The 19,085-nt window shown below is 70.7% G+C and carries 13 protein-coding genes and 4 pseudogenes; 11 read left to right on the top strand and 6 right to left on the bottom strand.

Annotation, left to right across the window (positions count from 1 at the left end; genetic code table 11):
* Positions 1-11: 11 nt before the first annotated feature.
* Complete coding sequence (locus tag AB0K15_RS07065) at positions 12-1,400, bottom strand: SpaA isopeptide-forming pilin-related protein (protein WP_364046453.1); 1,389 nt, start codon at positions 1,398-1,400, stop codon at positions 12-14.
* Between the two features lie 296 nt (positions 1,401-1,696).
* Here AB0K15_RS07065 and boxC point away from each other — a divergent pair, with 296 nt between their 5' ends.
* The 4 genes and pseudogenes from boxC to fdxA form a co-directional block, all read left to right on the top strand.
* Complete coding sequence (gene boxC, locus AB0K15_RS07060) at positions 1,697-3,352, top strand: 2,3-epoxybenzoyl-CoA dihydrolase (protein ID WP_364046451.1); 1,656 nt, start codon at positions 1,697-1,699, stop codon at positions 3,350-3,352.
* A gap of 2 nt (positions 3,353-3,354) precedes the next feature.
* A pseudogene (boxB, locus tag AB0K15_RS07055) lies at positions 3,355-4,777 on the top strand (benzoyl-CoA 2,3-epoxidase subunit BoxB).
* A 22-nt stretch (positions 4,778-4,799) separates the two neighbouring features.
* A pseudogene (locus AB0K15_RS07050) lies at positions 4,800-5,783 on the top strand (NAD(P)/FAD-dependent oxidoreductase); the annotation flags it as partial.
* Between the two features lie 44 nt (positions 5,784-5,827).
* Positions 5,828-6,082, top strand: a pseudogene (gene fdxA, locus AB0K15_RS07045) (ferredoxin); the annotation flags it as partial.
* Between the two features lie 87 nt (positions 6,083-6,169).
* On the opposite strand, the gene AB0K15_RS07040 reads toward fdxA, so the two are convergent.
* Positions 6,170-6,976: a PaaX family transcriptional regulator C-terminal domain-containing protein gene (locus AB0K15_RS07040; RefSeq protein WP_364046690.1), complete on the bottom strand. Its 807-nt coding sequence runs from the start codon at positions 6,974-6,976 to the stop codon at positions 6,170-6,172.
* Positions 6,977-7,504: 528 nt separating this feature from the next.
* On the opposite strand from AB0K15_RS07040, the gene AB0K15_RS07035 reads away from it, so the two are divergent.
* From AB0K15_RS07035 to glgC, 4 genes are all read left to right on the top strand, one after another.
* Entirely contained in the window at positions 7,505-8,290 is a 786-nt protein-coding gene (locus AB0K15_RS07035; protein WP_364046449.1) for a putative protein N(5)-glutamine methyltransferase, read from the top strand.
* 61 nt (positions 8,291-8,351) lie between these two features.
* Entirely contained in the window at positions 8,352-8,996 is a 645-nt protein-coding gene (locus AB0K15_RS07030; protein ID WP_364046447.1) for a hypothetical protein, read from the top strand.
* A 70-nt stretch (positions 8,997-9,066) separates the two neighbouring features.
* Positions 9,067-10,224 (top strand): glycogen synthase, encoded by a 1,158-nt coding sequence (gene glgA, locus AB0K15_RS07025; protein ID WP_364046445.1) that lies wholly within the window; start codon positions 9,067-9,069, stop codon positions 10,222-10,224.
* A complete protein-coding gene (glgC, locus tag AB0K15_RS07020; protein WP_364046443.1) occupies positions 10,221-11,438 on the top strand; it encodes a glucose-1-phosphate adenylyltransferase in 1,218 nt (405 codons plus the stop codon). Before glgA ends, glgC begins: the two co-directional genes overlap by 4 nt.
* Before the next feature lie 93 nt (positions 11,439-11,531).
* Here glgC and AB0K15_RS07015 read toward each other — a convergent pair.
* Positions 11,532-12,545: pseudogene (locus AB0K15_RS07015) on the bottom strand (CE1758 family FMN-dependent luciferase-like monooxygenase); the annotation flags it as partial.
* Positions 12,546-12,582: 37 nt separating this feature from the next.
* The gene (locus AB0K15_RS07010; RefSeq protein ID WP_364046687.1) at positions 12,583-13,485 is read right to left on the bottom strand and encodes a PRC and DUF2382 domain-containing protein; all 903 of its coding nucleotides are present in this window, start codon (positions 13,483-13,485) and stop codon (positions 12,583-12,585) included.
* 265 nt (positions 13,486-13,750) lie between these two features.
* On the opposite strand from AB0K15_RS07010, the gene AB0K15_RS07005 reads away from it, so the two are divergent.
* Complete coding sequence (locus AB0K15_RS07005; RefSeq protein WP_364046441.1) at positions 13,751-14,533, top strand: SGNH/GDSL hydrolase family protein; 783 nt, start codon at positions 13,751-13,753, stop codon at positions 14,531-14,533.
* Positions 14,534-14,540: 7 nt separating this feature from the next.
* Here the strand turns inward: AB0K15_RS07005 and AB0K15_RS07000 are convergent, their stop codons facing one another.
* Entirely contained in the window at positions 14,541-15,347 is an 807-nt protein-coding gene (locus tag AB0K15_RS07000) for a class I SAM-dependent methyltransferase (RefSeq protein ID WP_364046439.1), read from the bottom strand.
* Positions 15,348-15,540: 193 nt separating this feature from the next.
* Here AB0K15_RS07000 and AB0K15_RS06995 point away from each other — a divergent pair, with 193 nt between their 5' ends.
* Positions 15,541-16,275 (top strand): GntR family transcriptional regulator, encoded by a 735-nt coding sequence (locus AB0K15_RS06995; protein WP_364046437.1) that lies wholly within the window; start codon positions 15,541-15,543, stop codon positions 16,273-16,275.
* A 142-nt stretch (positions 16,276-16,417) separates the two neighbouring features.
* Positions 16,418-17,164, top strand: coding sequence for a sulfite exporter TauE/SafE family protein (locus tag AB0K15_RS06990; protein WP_364046435.1), 747 nt, complete (start codon positions 16,418-16,420; stop codon positions 17,162-17,164).
* 49 nt (positions 17,165-17,213) lie between these two features.
* Here AB0K15_RS06990 and AB0K15_RS06985 read toward each other — a convergent pair whose 3' ends face one another.
* Entirely contained in the window at positions 17,214-19,067 is a 1,854-nt protein-coding gene (locus AB0K15_RS06985; RefSeq protein ID WP_364046433.1) for a sialidase family protein, read from the bottom strand.
* Positions 19,068-19,085 lie beyond the last annotated feature (18 nt).

Raw genomic sequence — 19,085 nt, 5'->3', positions numbered from 1 at the left:
CCGGTTCCGGGCTAGCTGCGCGTGTAGATCTGGGACCACTCCCAGACGCAGCTCTGGCACGTTCCCGCCTGGACCTGGAAGCTGCCCGCGTAGGCCGGGACCCAGCCGTCGGCCACCTTCAGGTCGTAACGTCCGGCGGGCACCGATCCGAACGAGACGTGCCCGTCGGCGTCGGTGGTCCCCGTCGCCGCGGTCTGGCCGGAGAGGATGTCCACCAGGCTCGCGGCGGTGTCCGCGATGGCTTCGCCGGGATCTTGGGTGCTGTTTTTGTTGTCGTCGTGGTAGATCCAGCCGCTGGTGGTGCCCGGTGCACCCGGCACTCGCGCCCACAGCCGGACTTCCGGATTGCTGTCGGGGTTTCCGAGTTCGGGACCGAAGTCGCAGTCGACGGCGAACCCGCCGTACTGGTCCGCGAGGGGCGGAACGGTTCCGGTCTCGGTGAAGGTGCGGGTCTCACCGGGTGCGAACGTCAGCGAAGCCGGGTACACGAGGTCGGTCCACGACTGCCAACCCGTGAGCTGGTACTGGCTGCCGCCGATGCGGTCACAGTTCCCGCTGATCCCCGACAACGCCTGGGATCCGGTGTTGGTCAGCGTGAAGGTCACTTGTGCCTGGTCGCCCGGCGCGTAGCTTTCGCGATCCACCGACGCCGTCGCGTGGAGCTGGTCCGACAACGGCCGTACCGCGCGCACCTCGACGTTCTGGTCGCCACCGGTGACGCCGAAGCCGATATTGGTGTCGGGGAGGATCCAGCCGTCGGGCAGCTTCGCCGAGGACAGCTGATAGTACCGAGCAGGCAGGTCGGCGAAGGTGAAGCTGCCGTCCGCGCTGGTCACGGTGTCGAGCGTCCGGTCGCCGTAGATCGTCACGGGCGCCCCGGCGAGGCCCTCTCCGGGTTCGAACGTGCTGTCGCCGTCGCGGTCGCCGTACACGACCCCGTGCAGCGTGCCGGTGGTCGTGGTCGGGTCCACGAACGGCACGCTCAGGTGCGCCGGCTGCACGTCCCACGACGGGATGCTCGTGCTGGTGATGTCGAACTCGGGCGAGCCGCCGCCCCAAGTGTACACGGTCGCGTTGAGGGTGAGGTTTCGGGTCTCGTCCGGGGCGAGCGTGGCGCCGGGATAGCCGAACTCATCCCAGCCGTCGAAGGACAGGTACGAGCCGGAGTCCTGGTCGGTGTGCAGGCTGATGGCGGTCAACGTCTCGGTCGAGGCGTTGTGCACCGTCACCGTGACCGGGAACGGCTCTCCGACCAGGTGCACGCCGCTGTCGACGGAAGCCGTGATCACCAGCTTCGCCGGGTCGGCGGAGGCCGCGGGCGTCACGAGGGCGCCGAGAGTCAGCGCGGCGGTCAGTCCGGCGAGCAGCCGGAAGACCCCGCGCGGGGATCTGCGGGACAAGAGTTTCCCCCTGGAAACAGGCCGTCCGTGGGCGTCCCCCGACGCACGCTTGCCGGGCCGGCGTGGTTGCGCAGTTGCGACTGCGATCAGGGGAGAAAGTAGCGCCGCCGGGGAGGGCTGGGCCAGGGGATTTGCCCGGACGGAGCAGTGGCACCCCGCACGCTATGTTCTACATAAGCTTGACGAACATAGTGACTTATGTAGAGACTACGCCTGCCGACCCCGAGTGAGGAGGCGTTCGCCATGACGGTTGTCGCGCAGGGTGCCGAGGTGGCGGTCCCCATCGCAGCAGGGGTGTGAGCTTCGACCGGAGCCCTGAGGGGTACCGGCATTGGCGGCTGCGCGTGGACGGGCCGGTGGCCTGGCTGGAGCTCGACGTGGCCGAGGACGGCGGGCTGGTGCCCGGCTACGAGCTCAAGCTCAACTCCTACGACCTCGGCGTGGACATCGAGCTTTACGACGCCACGCAACGGCTTCGCTTCGGGCATCCGGGCGTCCGCACGGTCGTGGTGACGAGTGACAAGGACGGCGTCTTCTGCTCCGGCGCGAACATCCGGATGCTGGCGGCGTCGGAGCACGCGTGGAAGGTGAACTTCTGCAAGTTCACCAACGAGACGCGCAACGGCATGGAGGACGCGACCGGGAACTCCGGTCAGACGTACCTCGCGGCCGTGAACGGGGCGTGCGCGGGTGGCGGGTACGAGCGCGCGCTGGCGTGTGACAAAATAATCCTCATCGACGATAATTCGTCGACTGTCGCGTTGCCCGAGGTGCCGCTGCTCGGTGTGCTGCCCGGCACGGGCGGGCTCACGCGGGTGGTCGACAAGCGCGGCGTGCGCAAGGACCGCGCCGACGTGTTCGCCACGCGAAGTGACGGTGTGAAGGGGAAAACGGCCGTCGACTGGAAGCTCGTCGACGAGCTGGCTCCGCGCCGCGACTTCCGCCGGGCAGTCGAGAAGCGGGCGCTGGAGCTGGCCGAGAACAGCACCCGGCCCGCCGGTGCGCAAGGCATCGAGCTGACGCCGCTCGACCGCGGCGCGACGGAGTCGGGCCTGACCTACCCGCACGTCACCGCCGTGTTCGACCGCCCGGCCGGCATCGTCGAGATCACCGTGCACGGACCGGAAGAAGCAGCGCCGCGGACCACGCGGGAGATCCACCAGCAGGGCGCCGGAAACTGGCTGCTGGCCGTCACCCGAGAGCTCGACGACCTCATCCTCCGCCTGCGCACCAACGAATCGGGCCTCGGCACCTGGCTCCTGCGCACGAGCGGTGACGCCGAAAAGGTGCTGGCCCACGAGCGCGCCGTGCTCGGCCGAGCCGGCGAAGACTGGCTGTGCAACGAGATCCGCCACTACGCCAAGCGTGTCCTCAAGCGGCTCGACGTCACCAGCCGCAGCCTCATCGCGCTCATCGAACCGGGCAGCTGCTTCGCCGGCGTCCTGCTGGAGCTCGCCCTCGCCGCCGACCGGCAGTACATTCTGGACGGTCCGCCCCTCGACGACGAAGACCCCGAAGAACGCGCCACGATCACCTTGTCGGAAGCCAACTTCGGCCCGTTCCCGATGGGCAACGGCCTCTCCCGCCTGGAATCCCGGTTCTACGGTGAACACGACCACCTCGCCTGGCTCCGCCGCGAACAGGGCCGCGCGCTGACGCCCCAGGAGACCGTCGAGCTTGGCCTCGTCACCGGCGCCCCCGACGACATCGACTGGGAAGACGAGATCCGGATCGCGCTGGAGGGCCGTGCTTCGCTGAGCCCCGACGCCCTTACGGGCATGGAGGCCAACCACCGGTTCGTCGGCCCGGAAACGATCGAAACCAAGATCTTCGGCCGCCTCACCGCGTGGCAGAACTGGATCTTCACCCGCCCGAACGCCTCGGGCCCCGAAGGCGCGCTGCGCCGCTACGGCACGGGCCAGAAGGCGAGCTTCGGCCGGAAGCGAGTCTGACCGTGCCCGAGAAGATCGACTACTCCGGCAAGATCCCCAACAACGTCGGCCTCGCGGACGACCGCCGCCTGCAGCGCGCGCTCGAGGGCTGGCAGCCGAAGTTCCTGAACTGGTGGGGCGAGATGGGCCCGACTCTGGAGACGCAGGGCGTGTACCTGCGCACCGCCGTGAGCGTGGGCCGCGAAGGCTGGGCGCACTTCGGGCACGTGAACGTGCCCGACTACCGCTGGGGCGTCTTCCTCGCCGAGCGCGATCCCGATCGGCGCATCGCCTTCGGCGAGCACGCGGGAAACGAAGTGTGGCAACAGGTTCCGGGGGAGTACCGCGCGGATCTGCAGCGTCTGATCGTGATCCAGGGTGACACCGAACCGGTGTCCGTGGAGCAGCAGCGGCTGCTCGGTCTCACCGCGCCGAGCCTCTACGACCTGCGGAACCTCTTCCAGGTCAACGTCGAAGAAGGCCGCCACCTCTGGGCCCATGGTCTGCCTGCTGCACGCCTATTTCGGCAAAGAATGCCGCGAGGAAGCCGAGGGCCCGCTCTTCCGCAACTCCGGCAGCCCCGACACGCCACGCATCCTCGGCGCGTTCAACGAGGAAACGGCCGACTGGCTCGCCTTCTACATGTTCACCTACTTCACCGACCGCGACGGCAAGTACCAGCTCGGCACCCTCAAGGAATCCTCCTTCGACCCGCTCTCGCGCACCTGCGAGTTCATGCTGAAGGAGGAAGCGCACCACATGTTCGTCGGCACGACCGGCATCGACCGCGTGGTGACCCGCAGCGCCGAGCTGATCCGCGAGCACGACACGCTCGACATCGCCTCGCACGGCGGCATCCCGCTCGACATCATCCAGCGCTACCTCAACTTCCACTACACCGTCTCGCTGGACCTGTTCGGCAGCGAAACCTCCGCCAACGCCGCGAACTACTACACCGCCGGCCTCAAGGGCCGCTGGCACGAGACACGCCGCAAGGACGACCACCAGCTCACCGCCGACAGCACGTTCCTCGACCGCCCGCGCGCCGACGGCACGTGGGACACCGAAGAGGTGCAGACGCTGCTCGCGCTCAACCTCGACCTGCGCGGCGAGTACATCGCCGACTGCCGCAACGGCCTCAACCGCTGGAACAAGATCGTCGCCGACGCGGGCATCGACTTCCGCTTCGCCTTGCCGCACCCGGGGTTCAACCGCCAGGTCGGCCTCAACGCCGGCCACCACATCACGCCCGACGGCACCATCGTCGACGAGGCCACGCGGGAAGCCAACCGCCGCAACTGGCTGCCGACCTCCGAGGACCTCGCGTTCGTGCGCTCGCTGATGCACCCGGTGTACGAGCGCGGCAAGATCGCTGGCTGGGTCGCGCCGCCGGGCAACGGGATCAACGGTCAGCCGTTCGAGTACGAATACGTCCACCTTCCCTGAGGCACCCACCGAGGAGCGCAGAATGTCCACTCCGGACGCTCCGCCGGTCGTCCGCGCCGACGTGCTCGTGATCGGCGCCGGCCCCACCGGCCTCTACGCCGCCTACTACGCCGGCTTCCGCGGCCTGTCGGTCACCGTCGTCGACTCGCTGCCCGAACCGGGTGGGCAGATCACCGCGATGTACCCGGAGAACCAGATCTTCGACGTCGCCGGGTTCCCGTCCGTCCGCGGGCGCGATCTGGTCGAGCGCCTGCTTGAGCAGGCCGCGCCGTTCGGGCCGCGGTACCTGCTCGGCCACCGCGCCGACGTGCTGGAGCGCGGCCCGGGCACGTTCGCCGTGACCACGCACCTCGGCACGCGGATCGAGGCGCGCGCGGTGATCGTGACCGGCGGCATCGGCACGTTCACCCCGCGCCCGCTCGTCCCGGCGGCCGCGTTCGACGGCAACGGCCTGGCCTACTTCGTGCGCCACCTCGACGACTACGCCGGCTCCGACGTCGTGATCGTCGGCGGCGGTGACTCCGCGTTCGACTGGGCGCTCGCGCTGCACCCGGTCGCGAAGTCCGTGAAGCTCGTGCACCGGCGCGAAACCTTCCGCGCCCACCCGGCGACCGTCGCGGCCGTGCGAGAACTCGGTGTGGAACTGGTCGTCAACGCGGAAGTTTCGCGGGTCCTCGGCGGTTCGGAGGTCACCGGCGTCGAGCTGAAGAGCGGTGACGGCGCGCGGACGCTGCCGTGCGGGCGAATCATCGCCGCACTGGGGTTCACCGCCAACCTCGGGCCGCTGCTGCAGTGGGGCATCGACCTCGAGAACCGCCGCCACATCCCGGTCGACGCGGCCATGGCCACCTCGGTCCCCGGCATCTTCGCCGCGGGCGACATCAACGACTACCCCGGCAAGGTGCGGCTCATCGCCGTCGGCTTCGGCGAAGCCGCGACGGCCGTGAACAACGCCGCGCACCACCTCGACCCCGCCGCGCCGGTGTTCCCCGGCCACTCCACCGACGAGCCCGCCCTGCTCACATCTGAAAACCGTTGGGAGAGAAGAACATGCCGTACGTCATCGCCGAACCGTGCATCGACATCACCGACCGCTCCTGCATGGAGGAGTGCCCCGTCGACTGCATCTACGAAGGTGAGCGCAAGCTCTACATCAACCCGTTCGAGTGCATCGACTGCGGCAACTGCGAGCCCGCCTGCCCGGTCGAGGCGATCTCGCAGGACCGGCACGTGCCCGACGAGTACGCCGCCTTCGCCGAGGACAACCGCCGCTTCTTCACCGAGGCCCTGCCCGGCCGCGACGCGCCCATCGGCCAGCCCGGCGGCGCGATGTCGTTCGGCCCGGCCGGCGCGGACACGTCCTGGTCGCGGAGTACGCGCCGCGCGGCTGAACTAGTCGCCGCTCTCCACGAAGGAGTCCCAGTGCTGCTGGGCCTCGTCGCGCCACTCGGCGTGGCGGGCGTGGAACAGCTCGGCCGCCTGCGTGCCGCTCCAGCGGTCGGGCAGGAGGTTGCGTGGCAGATCCGGGTCGAGGAACGGGAAGCGGCGCCACTCGTGCACCAGGCGCGTCTGCGCGAGCAGCACGGCCTCGCCCGATCGGGGCGCGAGGCCGGTGAACTCGTCGATGAAACGCTCGTAGTGGTGTTCGAGCTCGCGCAGGTCCCAGGCGCGCGCGACCATCTGCTGCTCGTCGCCGATCTCGGCGTAGCTCGCGACGAACGACATGGCCTGCCCGCCGTCGGTGAGCTCCGCGACGAGCCGGGCGGCCTCGGGCTCCGCGCCGACGTTCGGGCTGATCCACACGCCCGGCGCGGGGGAGCCGAAGCCCGCCCAGCTGAGCCGGGTGCGCATGCGGTGGCGCAGGTCGCGCTGGGATTCGGGCACCGACACGAGCAGCACCAGCCACGTGCGGTCCCACTCGCCGGTCTGGCGGCCGAACCCGTAGATGCGCTCGGCGCCTTCGCTCAGCAGGCGGCGCCCCGGCGGGGTCAGCAGCCAGCGCACGCGCCGGCCCGCGCGTTCGGACTTCAGCCAGCCTTCGCCGGACGCGCGGGCGAGCGCCTGGCGGGCCGACTTCTCCTCGACCTTGAACAACGCGAGGGCGTCGACCAGCGACGACGTCCAGACCGGCTCCTGGCGAGGCAGCACGTACTCGCCGAGCACCGTCATGAGCAGCGACCGGGCGCTGGTGTGCGCCAGTTCGCGCCGCCGCGTGACGGTGGGCCGGGTGGCCGCCACCTGCGGATCACCGCCTTCCGGGAGAAAAACTGGTACAAGCGTCTGGTCAGATTACCCGGTTGGCGGTGTCCGAGCGCGTGACCCGGGGGAGAACGGTTGCTCTCCTCGCAAGGCCTCCGGCCTGAACTTCCCCGGACGTTTTCCTGGCCGCGGCCCGACGTTTCAGGGCACCGAGATTTCCAGTTCGGTCCTGCTTCGGGCGCGGTTTCGGAGGTGGGACGTGAAGAGGGGGACGGCGCCCCGAAGACGAGTGTCACTACGGTTCGGGGGCAGTTGCCAAGGCTGGAAAGAGTACCTTGACAACTGCCCCCGAACCGTGTGGCGGCTTCGGATCGGGGTGGGGGAGGGGCTGGGCGGATCCCCGGTGGGGTGTGTTCGTGGCGGCTGGTGAGCCGGCGGTCGCCGGCGGTCGTGCGGGCGGTCGGCCCCGTCGTCGGTTTGCCGAGGTTTCAGCGGTTTCTTCGTGTGTGGAAAGGCTTTTGGTTGCACGTGTCCTGGGATGTCGAGGCGGTGGTCGTGCGGTTGAGGGCGGCGGGGTGTGTGTTCGCCGAGGAGGAGGCGCGCGTGCTCGGCGAGGCGGCGGCGGGGGACGCCGCGGCATTGGAGACGTTGGTGCGGCGGCGCGTCGAGGGAGAGCCGCTGGAGTACGTGGTCGGCTGGGCGGAGTTCGCCGGGCGGCGGTTCGCGGTGGCCGAGGGCGTGTTCGTGCCGCGGCACCGCACGGAGCTGCTCGCGCGGCTGGCGGCGGGGTTCGCGCGGCCGGGCGCGGTGGTGCTCGACCTGTGCTGCGGGTCCGGGGCGCTCGGGGCGACGGTGGCCGCCGAGGTGCCCGGTGTGCAACTGCACGCGGCGGACGTCGATCCGGTGGCGGTGCGGTGTGCGCGTTCGAACATCGACGGTGAGGTTTACGAAGGCGACCTGTTCGAACCCGTGCCCGAGCGGTTGCGCGGCCGGGTCGAGGTGCTGATTTCGAACGTGCCGTACGTGCCGAGTGGCGAGGTCGAGCTGCTGCCGCCGGAGGCGCGGGAACACGAGCCGCTCGTGGCGCTGGACGGGGGAGCCGACGGGCTCGACGTGCTGCGGCGCGTGGTCGCCCAGGCGCCGCGGTGGCTGGCACCCGGCGGCCGCGTGCTGTTCGAGACGAGCGAGCGGCAGGCGGAGTCGGCCGTCGCAGCGTTGGAGCAGGTCGGGCTGCGCGCGTGGGTCGAGGAGTCGGAAGATCTCGGGGCGACGGTGGTCGTCGGGGAGCGGAAGCCGTTGCTGCACAAGGAGTAATCGTGGTTCGCCGAGCGACGGCCCGGGTAGTTGGCCGGGGCCGCGAGAGTGAGGGGCCCCGATGAAGGTCTACGCCGACCGCCCGGTCCGCCGCACCGCGCAGGTGCTCAGCGACGTGTTCGCGTTCGGGCTGCTCGCGTTCGCCGCGTGGCTGGCCGTGCGCGTGTACGACGAGGTCATGCGCCTGCGCGCGCCGGGCGACGGGCTCGTCGACGCGGGTTCCGGGCTGCGCGCCACGTTCGACGCGGCCGCCGACAAGGCCGGCCAGGTGCCGTTGATCGGCCACCCGCTCGCCGACGCGCTCCACTCGGGATCGGCGGCCGGCACCGACCTCGCCGACGCGGGCCGGTGGCAGATCACCGCCGTCGAGGACCTCGCGTGGTGGCTCGCGGTGCTGGTCGTCTCCGTGCCGCTGGTGTTCCTGCTGGTCTCGTGGCTGCCGCTGCGCTGGCACTTCACGCGCGGCGCGACGGCCGCGGCCCGGCTGCGCCGCCAGGGCGCCGACGGACTCGACCTGCTCGCCCTGCGCGCGCTCGTCACACGGCCCCTGCCGCGCAAGGTCCGCCCCGGCGACCTCACCACGGGCTGGCGTGAGCGCGATCCCGACGTCGTCGCCGACCTCGCCGCCCGCGAACTCGCCCACCACGGGCTGCGGCTGCCCGTCGTCGACCGCGTCGGCCCGGTCACCGGGACGCGAGCCCGGTGAGTCGATCACGACACGGATTGGTCGCTTCCCCGTACTGCACTTCCCAGCCCGTGCCGTTTAGGGTCGGGGCATGAAGGTCGGCCTGCTCACCCGGGAGTACCCGCCGGACGTCTATGGCGGAGCGGGGGTGCACGTCGAGTTCCTCGCCCGCGAACTGCGGTCGCTGGTCGACCTGGACGTGCACTGCTGGGGGCCGGACCGAGACGACGGTGCCCACGGCCACCGTGATCTCCACGGTTACTCCCAAACCGCGTTCGCGACCATGGACATCGCCGTGTCGATGGCCGACGCGCTGGCCGGGCACGACCTCGCCCACAGCCACACCTGGTACGCGAACCTCGGTGGGCACCTCGCGAAGCTCGCCCACGGCATCCCGCACGTGATCACCGCGCACTCGCTCGAACCGCTGCGCCCCTGGAAGGCCGAGCAGCTCGGCGGTGGTTACCGCGTGTCCTCGTGGATCGAGAAGGACGCGTACGAGGCGGCCGACGCGATCATCGCCGTGAGCGCGGGCATGCGCAAAGACGTGCTCACCGCGTACCCGGCCGTCGACCCCGCGCGGGTGCACGTGGTGCACAACGGGATCGACACCACGCTCTACCGCCCCGACCCCGGCCGCGACGTGCTGGCGAAGCACGGCATCGACCCGGACCGGCCGTACGCGCTGTTCGTCGGGCGCATCACGCGGCAGAAGGGCGTGCCGCACCTCGTCCGCGCCGGCGCCGAGCTCGCCGAGGACGTGCAGCTCGTGCTGTGCGCGGGCGGCGCCGACACCCCGGAGCTCGACGCCGAGTTCCGCGGTCTCGTCGCCGAGCTGCAGGAGAAGCGCACCGGTGTGCACTGGATCCCGGAGATGCTGCCGCGCCCCGAGGTCGTGCAGCTGCTGACCCACGCGACCGTGTTCGTCTGCCCGTCGGTGTACGAGCCGCTGGGCATCGTGAACCTCGAAGCGATGGCCTGCGGCACCGCGGTAGTGGCCAGTGACGTCGGCGGAATCCCCGAGGTCGTCGACGACGGCGCGACGGGACTGCTCGTGCACTACGACGAGAACGACACCGCGGCGTTCGAGTCGGGGCTCGCGCGGCGGATCAACGAGCTGGTCGCGGATCCCGGCCGGGCCGCGGCGCTGGGTCTGGCCGGGCGCGACCGGGCCGTGGGAGAGTTCGGCTGGGCGGCGATCGCCGCGAGGACGGTCGCGATCTACGAGGCGTGCGGGAGGGTTTCGTGATCGACGGATCGGATGTCCTGGGGATCGTGCTGGCCGGTGGCGAGGGCAAGCGGCTCATGCCGCTCACCGCCGACCGGGCCAAACCCGCGGTGCCCTTCGGCGGGGTGCACCGCCTTATCGACTTCGTGCTGTCGAACCTCGTCCACGGCGGGATCCGGCGGATCTGCGTGCTCACGCAGTACAAGTCGCACTCGCTCGACCGCCACATCTCCACCACGTGGCGGCTCTCGTCGCTGACCGGCGAGTACGTGACGCCGGTGCCCGCGCAGCAGCGGCTGGGCCCGCGGTGGTTCCAGGGCAGCGCCGACGCGATCCACCAGAGCCTCAACCTGGTCTACGACGAGTCGCCCGCCTACATCGCGGTGTTCGGCGCCGACAACATCTACCGCATGGACCCGCGACAGATGATCGACGAGCACATCGCGTCGGGTGCCGGGGTGACCGTGGCGGGCATCCGCGTGCCGCGCGCGGAGGCGAGCGCGTTCGGCGTGATCCAGACCGGCGACGGCACGAAGATCGACGCGTTCCTCGAGAAGCCCGCGGACCCGCCGGGTCTCCCGGACTCGCCCGACGAGGCGTACGTGTCGATGGGCAACTACGTGTTCACCACGCAGGTGATGCTCGACGCGCTGCACGCGGACTCGAAGAACGTCGGGTCCAAACACGACATGGGCCGCGACATCATCCCCGCGCTCGTGGACAAGGGCCAGGCGGCCGTCTACGACTTCAGCGGCAACGTCGTGCCGGGCGAGAGCGAACGCGACCACGGCTACTGGCGCGATGTCGGGACCATCGACAGCTACTACGACGCCCACACCGACCTGATCTCGACGTACCCGATCTTCAACCTCTACAACCGCAAGTGGCCGATCCTCGCCCACCCCGCCCAGCGCGCCGCGGCGAAGTTCGTGGAGGGCGGCAGCGCCGGGCAGTCGATCATCAGCAACGGCTGCATCATCTCCGGCGCCCAGGTCGTGGACTCCGTGCTCTCCCCGGACGTCGTCGTCGAAAACGGCGCGGTCGTGCAGGGGTCGGTGATCCTCGACGGCGCCCGCGTGGGCCGCGGCGCCGTGGTGCGCCGGGCGATCCTCGACAAGAACGTGGTCGTCCCGCCGGGCGCCCACATCGGCGTCGACCTGGCCCGCGACCGCGAGCACTACCACGTGAGCTCGGGCGGGATCGTGGTGCTGGGCAAGGGAGAATCGGCGATCTAGGCCCGCCGGGCCGCGGCCACCAGGGACGGGTGCGTGGGGGGCGTCCGGGACGTTCGCCGGGCGGTTCCCGGCGAACTCCGCGCGCAGCACGGGTACCACTTGCTCGCCGAGGATGTCGATCTGCTCCAGCACCGCCTTGTGGGGCAGGCCCATGCCGTCGACGGCGAACAGCTGGCGCTGGTAGTCGCCGGCGTAGTCGCGGAACGCGAGGGTGCGCTCGATGACCTGCTGCGGGCTGCCGACCGACAGCGGGGTCTGGTCCATCGTGTCCTCAAGCGACGGGCCGCCGCCGTCGATGGAGGGGTGGTCGAAGTACGGCCGGAACTCGCGGATCGCGTCCTGGGAGTTCGGGCGCATGAAGGTCTGCCCGCCGAGGCCGACGATGGCCTCGGCGGCCGTGCCGTGGTCGTAGTGCTCGAAGCGGGTGCGGTAGAGCTCGATCATCCGCCGCGTGTGGTCGGCGGGCCAGAAGATGTTGTTGTGGAAGAACCCGTCGCCGTAGTACGCGGCCTGTTCGGCGATCTGCGGGCTGCGGATGGAGCCGTGCCAGACGAACGGGGGCACGCCGTCGAGCGGGCGCGGAGTCGCGGTGAAGCCCTGCAGCGGGGTGCGGAACTTGCCTTCCCGGTCCACGAGCTCCTCACGCCAGAGCCGGCGCAGCAGGGCGTAGTTCTCCACCGCGAGCGCGATCCCGTCGCGGATGTCCTTGCCGAACCACGGGTAGACGGGCCCGGTGTTGCCGCGGCCCATCATGAGATCGACGCGGCCGTCGGCGAGGTGCTGCAGCATCGCGTAGTCCTCGGCGAGCTTCACCGGGTCGTTGGTGGTGATCAGCGTCGTGGAGGTCGAGAGCAGGATGCGGCTGGTCTGCCCGGCGATGAAGCCGAGCACGGTCGCGGGCGACGAGGGCACGAACGGCGGGTTGTGGTGCTCACCCATCGCGAACACGTCGAGCCCGGCCTGCTCCGCCCGCACGGCGGTCTCGACCACCCGCTTGAGCCGCTCGTGCTCGCTCGGAGTCCGCCCCGACACGGGGTCGCGCGCCACGTCGCCCACCGTGAAGATCCCGAACTGCAGGAAAGCCTCCCGCTCCCGAAGTTGATGCATCAACTGAACCGGGAGCGGGAGGCGGGTATTCCGTGCGTCAGTGCTTGCGCTTCCTGGCGTCGTCCTGCAGGTCGAACTGCTCCTTGCGGACCTCGCCCTTCACGGTCTGCTCCTCGGTGACCGTTTCGGTGGTGAGCCGCGCGCGCTCGACGGGCACGGTTTCCTTGCTGATCACCGGCTTTTCGGCGTGCAGCACCACGTCGTGCTCCTGCTCGCCGAGCTCGGCGCGACCGGTCCCGCCGCGTGCGTCGGTGATGGGCTCGCGCTCGAGGCGGACCTCCTCGTGGCTCACCGGGACGGTGACCTGCTGCTCCTCGGTCACGACGTACTTGCGCAGCCGCACGTGCCCGGTCTCGACCTGCTCGGTGCCGACGTGGAGGCGTTCCTCGGAACGGATCATCTCCTCGCCGCGGGTGCCCGAGCCGGCGTCGGCCATCGAGCGCTCGTCGCGGCCCTGCCGGCCCCGGCCGGCCGCAGTGTCCATTTTGTCCCGGCCGGCCGCCATGCCTTGTTTCCCGCGATCGGCGGTGTCCATTTTGTCCCGACCGGCCGCCGTGCCGTGCTTCCCACGGCCGGTGGTGGTGTCCGTGGTGCCCCGTCCGGCGTTCGCATCCGGTGCCGTGCGCGGCATCGGCAGGCCGTAGTGGCGGTATAGCTCGGCGCTCTCGGTGGACGACAGGTGCCCGTCGGCGTCGATGCGCGGCGCCTCCGAGACCTGGTCCTTCGCGACGTTCACGTGGATCCCGTCATTGTCGACGTTCGCGCCCGAGAGCGGCACGAAGCTCTCTTTGCTGCCGAACAACCCGGTTTTCACGGTGATCCACTCGGGTTCGCGGGTGGCGTCGGCGAGGTAGACGTTGCCGACCTTGCCGATCTTGTTGCCGTCCGGATCGACCACGGCGCTGTCCATCAGCTGCTGGGGTTGCAAGGTGCCGGCCACGGCACTCACGTCCTCTCTCCCTCGGCTTTTCGCTGGTGATCTCCACCGTCGGACGTGTCGTCGATCACGGCAACTCTCCGTTGCGCCGGTGGGTGACCCCGGAAAGAAAACGTTTGGTGCACTTCGTTCGGGGTAACGCGCGGGCATACCGGTGGTCCGGACGATCGCGGTTCACAGCCGAAGCGCACCCGACCGGGTAACAACCGTCCGGTGTGGAGCGATTCAGGCGCAGACGCTCCCGTTCCCCTGAAAGGTCCCCTCGAAGATGCGCAGAGCCACCTTCGCCAGATTCACCGCGGTGCTGACCCTGATCGTTCTCGGCATCGGCATGTCCACGGTGGTCACCTCCGCCGACGCCGCCCAGGAAAGAAGCTGGTGTGCCCGTAAGGCCAACGTCGCCATCATCGGCACCTCGGCCGACACGGGTTACGGCTCGACCGGCTACCAGTCCACCACGGACACGTGGTCTCCCACCACTTACGGCTGGACCACGAAGTTCGCCGACAGCCTCCGCGCCCAGTGGCAGACGAACGTGCAGAACTACTCGCACAACGGCGCCCTCGCCGCCGACTACCTGCCCGGCGGCCGCTGGGCGGGCACGACCGGCGCGATGGCCGACATGGCCGCCAAGCAGCCCGACCTGGTCCTCGTCGACCTCGGCGGCAACGACCTGTGGGCGCAGGTCGACCCGGCGAAGTTCCAGACCGACCTGAACAACGTCATCGACGGCATCCGCGCCTCCCGGCCGGGGGGCGTCGACATCCTCATGTCGATCTACGCCGAGCTCAAGTGGACGCCGAACCCGTACGGCGGCAACACCCAGAAGTACACCTGGGACCAGTACGCGTCGGTGATCTACCAGACGGCGGTCGCGAAGGGCACGGCACTTGTGGACATGCGCCAGTACATCCCGCCGGCCGGCTCGGCGAACCTGCCCAACCCCAGCCCGTGGACGTCGGACAACATCCACCTCAACGACGCGGGCAACCTCGCCGAGTACGGCATGTGGTGGGGCTGGACTTCGAGCCTGGGCAGCATCTGCGGCTGAGGTTCCGCTAGACGCTCGCGTGGGCGAGCACGAACAGCTCAGCGGGACTCAGGGCGTCGGAGCGCGGCCACACGTCGTGGTCGCGCTGGTGGACGTGCCGGACGGCGCCGAAGCCGTTGTCCCGCAGCAGGTCCGTGAGCTCGTCGGGTGAGAAGCAGCTGCGCCAGGGTTCGCCGGCCCGCTCGGCGACCTGGGAGACGGCGTCGGCGTAGTACGCGCCGACGTCGTCCCGCAGCCGCGCCGGGAGCACGTAGTCGGCGACGAGCTGCGTGCCCGGCGCGAGGCCGGCGACGGCGCGCAGTGTGCGGGTGATGGCGGCTTCGGTGAGGTACATCGTGACGCCGAGCCAGCTGACGAGCGCGGGGCGGGCGAGGTCGAAGCCGTGCTCGACGAGGGCTTCAGCGAGGTCGCCGGTCGCGAGGTCCAGCGGGACGAAGGTGCGGTTCGCGGGCTCGGCGAGACCGGCGTCCGCCAGCTGCGCGCGTTTCCACTCCTGCATCCGCGGGAGGTCCACTTCGAACACCGGGGTGTGTGGCGCGCGGTAGGCCGAGGTGTCGAGGCCGGCGCCGAGGACCACGCTCTGCGGTGTTTCCCGTGCTTCGGCATAACGGCTGCGGCAGAGGACCTGGGTGCGGCCGCCGGCGAGGATCGGGTCCTCGGGGTTGTCGCGGTGATAGGCGAGGAGCTGGTCGCGGTAGGCGCCGAGCAGGGGTTCGGCGAGCTCGTCGGTGAAGATCCGGGGCTCGGCGTCGACGATCAGGTGCGCGGCGCGAGCGGCGGCCGCGGTGAGGGCCGTGAAGCTGGGTTCGGTCATGGAGCCGACCCTAGCGAATATTTGTGTAAGGATAGCACAAATAGGTTTTTTCCACAAGCTCCGCCGGGTTGCGATCCGGTCGCGGTGGCGGAACTCGCCGGGCGTCGGGCTTGGGTGCTGGTCATCGGGTTTACGCAGGTCAAGGCGGGTGGCGTAACCCCGGCGTAATGCGCTTCCGGGTAGCGTCGCGCGGGTGGAACCTTCGTCTCCCCGGCCCCGGGCCGAGCGGGCCCGGCAGGTCGCCGACGTCCTGCGCCAGCGCATCACCGCGGGCGCCTTCGATGACGGCCCGCTGCCCGACGAGCACACCCTCGGCACCCAGTTCGGCGCGACGCGCAACGCCGTGCGCGAGGCCCTCGGCCTGCTCCGCGCCGAAGGCCTCGTGGAGCGGCGCCAAGGCGTCGGCACCCTCGTGGTGCACCCGAAGTACGGCCACGGCCTCGACCGGCTCGCCGGCTTGGCCGAAGCCCTCGACGGTTACGGCGACGTGGTGAACGAGGTCCGCTCGGCCGGCCTCGTCACGCCCCCGCCGGCGATCGCCGAACGGCTCGGCCTGGTTCCCGGTGCGCCCGCCGTCCACCTGGAACGCCTGCGCCGCCTCGGCGGAGTGCCGCTCTCGCTGGACACCACCTACCTGGCCGCCGACATCGGTGTCCCGCTGCTCGACCACGACCTCGCGGGCCGCGACCTGTTCGCTCTCATCGAGGAAACCAGTGGCCGCCGCCTCGGCCGGGCCGACGTCGTGGTCCACGCCGTGACCGCCGGCCCGGACACGGCCGCGTTGCTGGGCATCGCGCCCGGCACGGCCGTCTTCGCCCTCGACCGCCTCACCCACCTCGACGACGGCCGCCCCGTCGACGCCGAAACCCTCCACATCCGCGCGGACCGGCTCACCCTGCGCGCGACGCTGCACCGAAGTCCGGCATGACGAGCGTGACCACCGGCCGCCGCGCGCGGCTTCGTTTCGCGGCTCGGCCTGGCTCGCGGCGCCCGGCCGCGGTGGGCGGCAAGGTGCGAGGGGTGCCGTGGCTGCCGGCGCGGAGGGGCGCGGTCCTGGCCGGGGGTCCGGCATGACGAGCGTGACCACCGACGTTCTGCTCGCGTTGTTCGGGCTGGCCGGCGGGATCGGGATCACGGCGATCGGGCCCGGCGGTGTGCTGCCGACGATCGCGTTGTTCTTGCTGACGCCGCTCGCGCCGGCGCAGGTGGCGGGGACGGCGATCGTCACGCACGTGGCGACGGGGGTGGCCGGCAGCGCGGCGTATGTCCGGTCCGGGCAGTTGCGGGAGCGGCACACCAGGAGCGTCGCGGGGCTGCTGGCGGCGGCCGCCGTGGTGGGGACGCCGGTCGGGGTCCTGCTGAACTCGCTGGTGTCCGCGCGGTGGTTCGGCGTGGTGCTCGGGGCGTTCGCCGTGGTGGTGGCGGCGCTGGTGGTGCTGCGGCGGCCGGTGACGGGGCGGGAGCCGTCGACGGTCCTGATTCTCGGGATCGGCGCCGGGGTGGCGGTCGCGGCGGGGCTGGTGGGAGTGGGCGGGCCGATGCTGACCGTGCCGGTGCTCGTCGTAGTGGGGTTGCCGATGCTGGAGGCGCTCGCGGCGGCGCAGGTGCAGTCGGTGGTGATCGCGACGGCCGGGGCGGTCGGGTACCTCGCGAACGGGGCCGTCGACTGGCGGCTGGCGGCCGTCGTCGGGGTGCCTGAGCTGGCGGGGGTGGTCCTCGGCTGGAAGATCGCGCACGCGTTGCCGACGAAACGCCTGCGGATCGCGCTCGTGGTCGCGTTGGTGGCCGTCGCGCCCTATCTGGTGCTGAAGCGGTGAAGGGCACCTGGGGAGAAGTCCCCCAAGGTGCCCTTCACGGAAAACAGGCTCAGCGCACCCGGTCGAACGGCAGCTGCACCACCGGACCCGGCGACACGGTCCGCCCGGCCGCGACGGCGTCCACTTCGGACTCCGACAGCGCCCGGCGGTACAGCCGCGCGTCGTCGAGGGAGCCGGCGAAGTGGTTGGCGCCGTCGAGGCGTTCGCCCAGCTGGAGCTGGAACGAGACGGTCTCGCTGACCGAACCGGGCGAGTCCGGGCCGGACGCGGCGAGCACGCCGTCGACCCAGATCTCCAGCCGGCCCCCGGTGCGTTCGAGCGCGAGGTGGTGCCACTGCTGGTCGTCGTAGGCCTGCGTGGTGGTCACCGACTTGCTGCCCGCCGCGGTGGTCATCATGGCGATGATCCGGTGTGACGCGGGTTCACCGCGCAGCCACAGCTGCGGCGCCGTCGTGCCCATGCCGCCGAGCCACAGCAGTGCCTGCGGGTCCTTCGAAGCGCCGTAGCTGAACGACGTCGTGAAGGTGAAGTCGCCGGAACCCGGCAGCTGCGCTCGGTCGAACGGCACCCGCACGAAGTCGTCGACGCCGTCGGGCTGCAGGGCGCCGTGCGAAGCCGACGCGCCGCCGAGCACGTAGGCGACGGCGCCCGGCCGGGAGACGTCCGGGGTCGTCGCGCCGGCGGAACGTCGCCACCCCAGGTAGTTCTCGTCGAAGCGCGCGAAGCGGATCTCGTCACGGGCGTCGACGGCGCCGCCCTCGTACATCAGGCCGATCTTCGCGTCGCGGTCGAGCGGGCCGCTCAGCTGCACGAGGTCGGAGTAGCCGGACCAGTCGCCGGTCACGCGGGTGCCCTGCTCCGCGTCCTCCCACGTGCGGCCGTTGTCGTAGGACGAGCGGACCATCATCCAGCGCCGCCGGTCGGTGTCCGACGGCGAGGCGAACAGGATCCGCTCGCCGCCCGGCCGCTGCAGGCGCAGCAGGGAACCCTGGACCATCGGCGTCACCAGGTCGGGAATGGTGGTGAAGCGCTTGCTGAACGTCTGGCCACCGTCGCGGCTCAGGGCGTAGTCGCGGTTGCCGACGTCGGTGCCGCCTTGTTCGCGGCCGCCGGCGTAGATCGTGCCGTCCGGCAGCTCGACGACGCTGACCTCCGAAGGTTTCTGCGCATACGTGCCACCCACCGGGTGCGGGTAGCTGTCGACGGCGCCGACGTGCCAGCTGCGGCCGGAGTCGTCGCTGTAGATCAGGGCGGCGTAGTTCTCGACGGAGTTGGTGCCGTCACTGCGTTCCGCGTTCACGCCGAACACCAGCCGGCCCGCGTGACGGCCCTTCGTGAGCTGGATGCCGTGCACCGGGCCCGAGGCGTACCACGAGTCCCACGCCGGCAGCTTCGCCTGCGCGCTGATGTCCACCGGCGCCGACCACGTCAGGCCGTCGTCGTCGCTGTACTGCGAGTGCGGCGTCCGCGGACACGGCACGTCGCAGGCCTTGTCGTCGTCGCGGCCCTTGTTGTACGTGGTGATCAGCACGATCCGGCCGGTGCGGCTGTCCACCATGGGCACCGGGTTGCCGTGTGTGTCGCCGCCGCCGGGGTTGACGACCTGAAGCGGCGACCACGTCCGCCCGCCGTCGGTGGAGCGTTTGAGCACGAGGTCGATGTCGCCGGTGTCGCCGCAGTTGTCGCGCCGGCCCTCGGCGAAGGCGAGCAGGGTGCCGTGCGTGCTGCGGACGATGGCGGGGATGCGGAAACAGGCGTAGCCCGTCTCCTGGTGCGGGTTGAAGAGTACCTGCTGGTCGAACTGCGGAACCGGCGCCGGTGCGGCCGGTGCGGCCGCCGCTCCCGCGTTCACGCCGGACACCAGCACCGCGAACGCGAGTGCCCAGCGGATGATCGGTCTCATGTCCCGTTCTTCCCTTCG

The sequence above is a fragment of the Amycolatopsis sp. NPDC049253 genome (assembly GCF_040678995.1).
Lineage (GTDB): Bacteria > Actinomycetota > Actinomycetes > Mycobacteriales > Pseudonocardiaceae > Amycolatopsis.
Note: the sequence above shows the minus strand (reverse complement) of the source record. Positions and strands in the feature narration are given on the sequence as shown.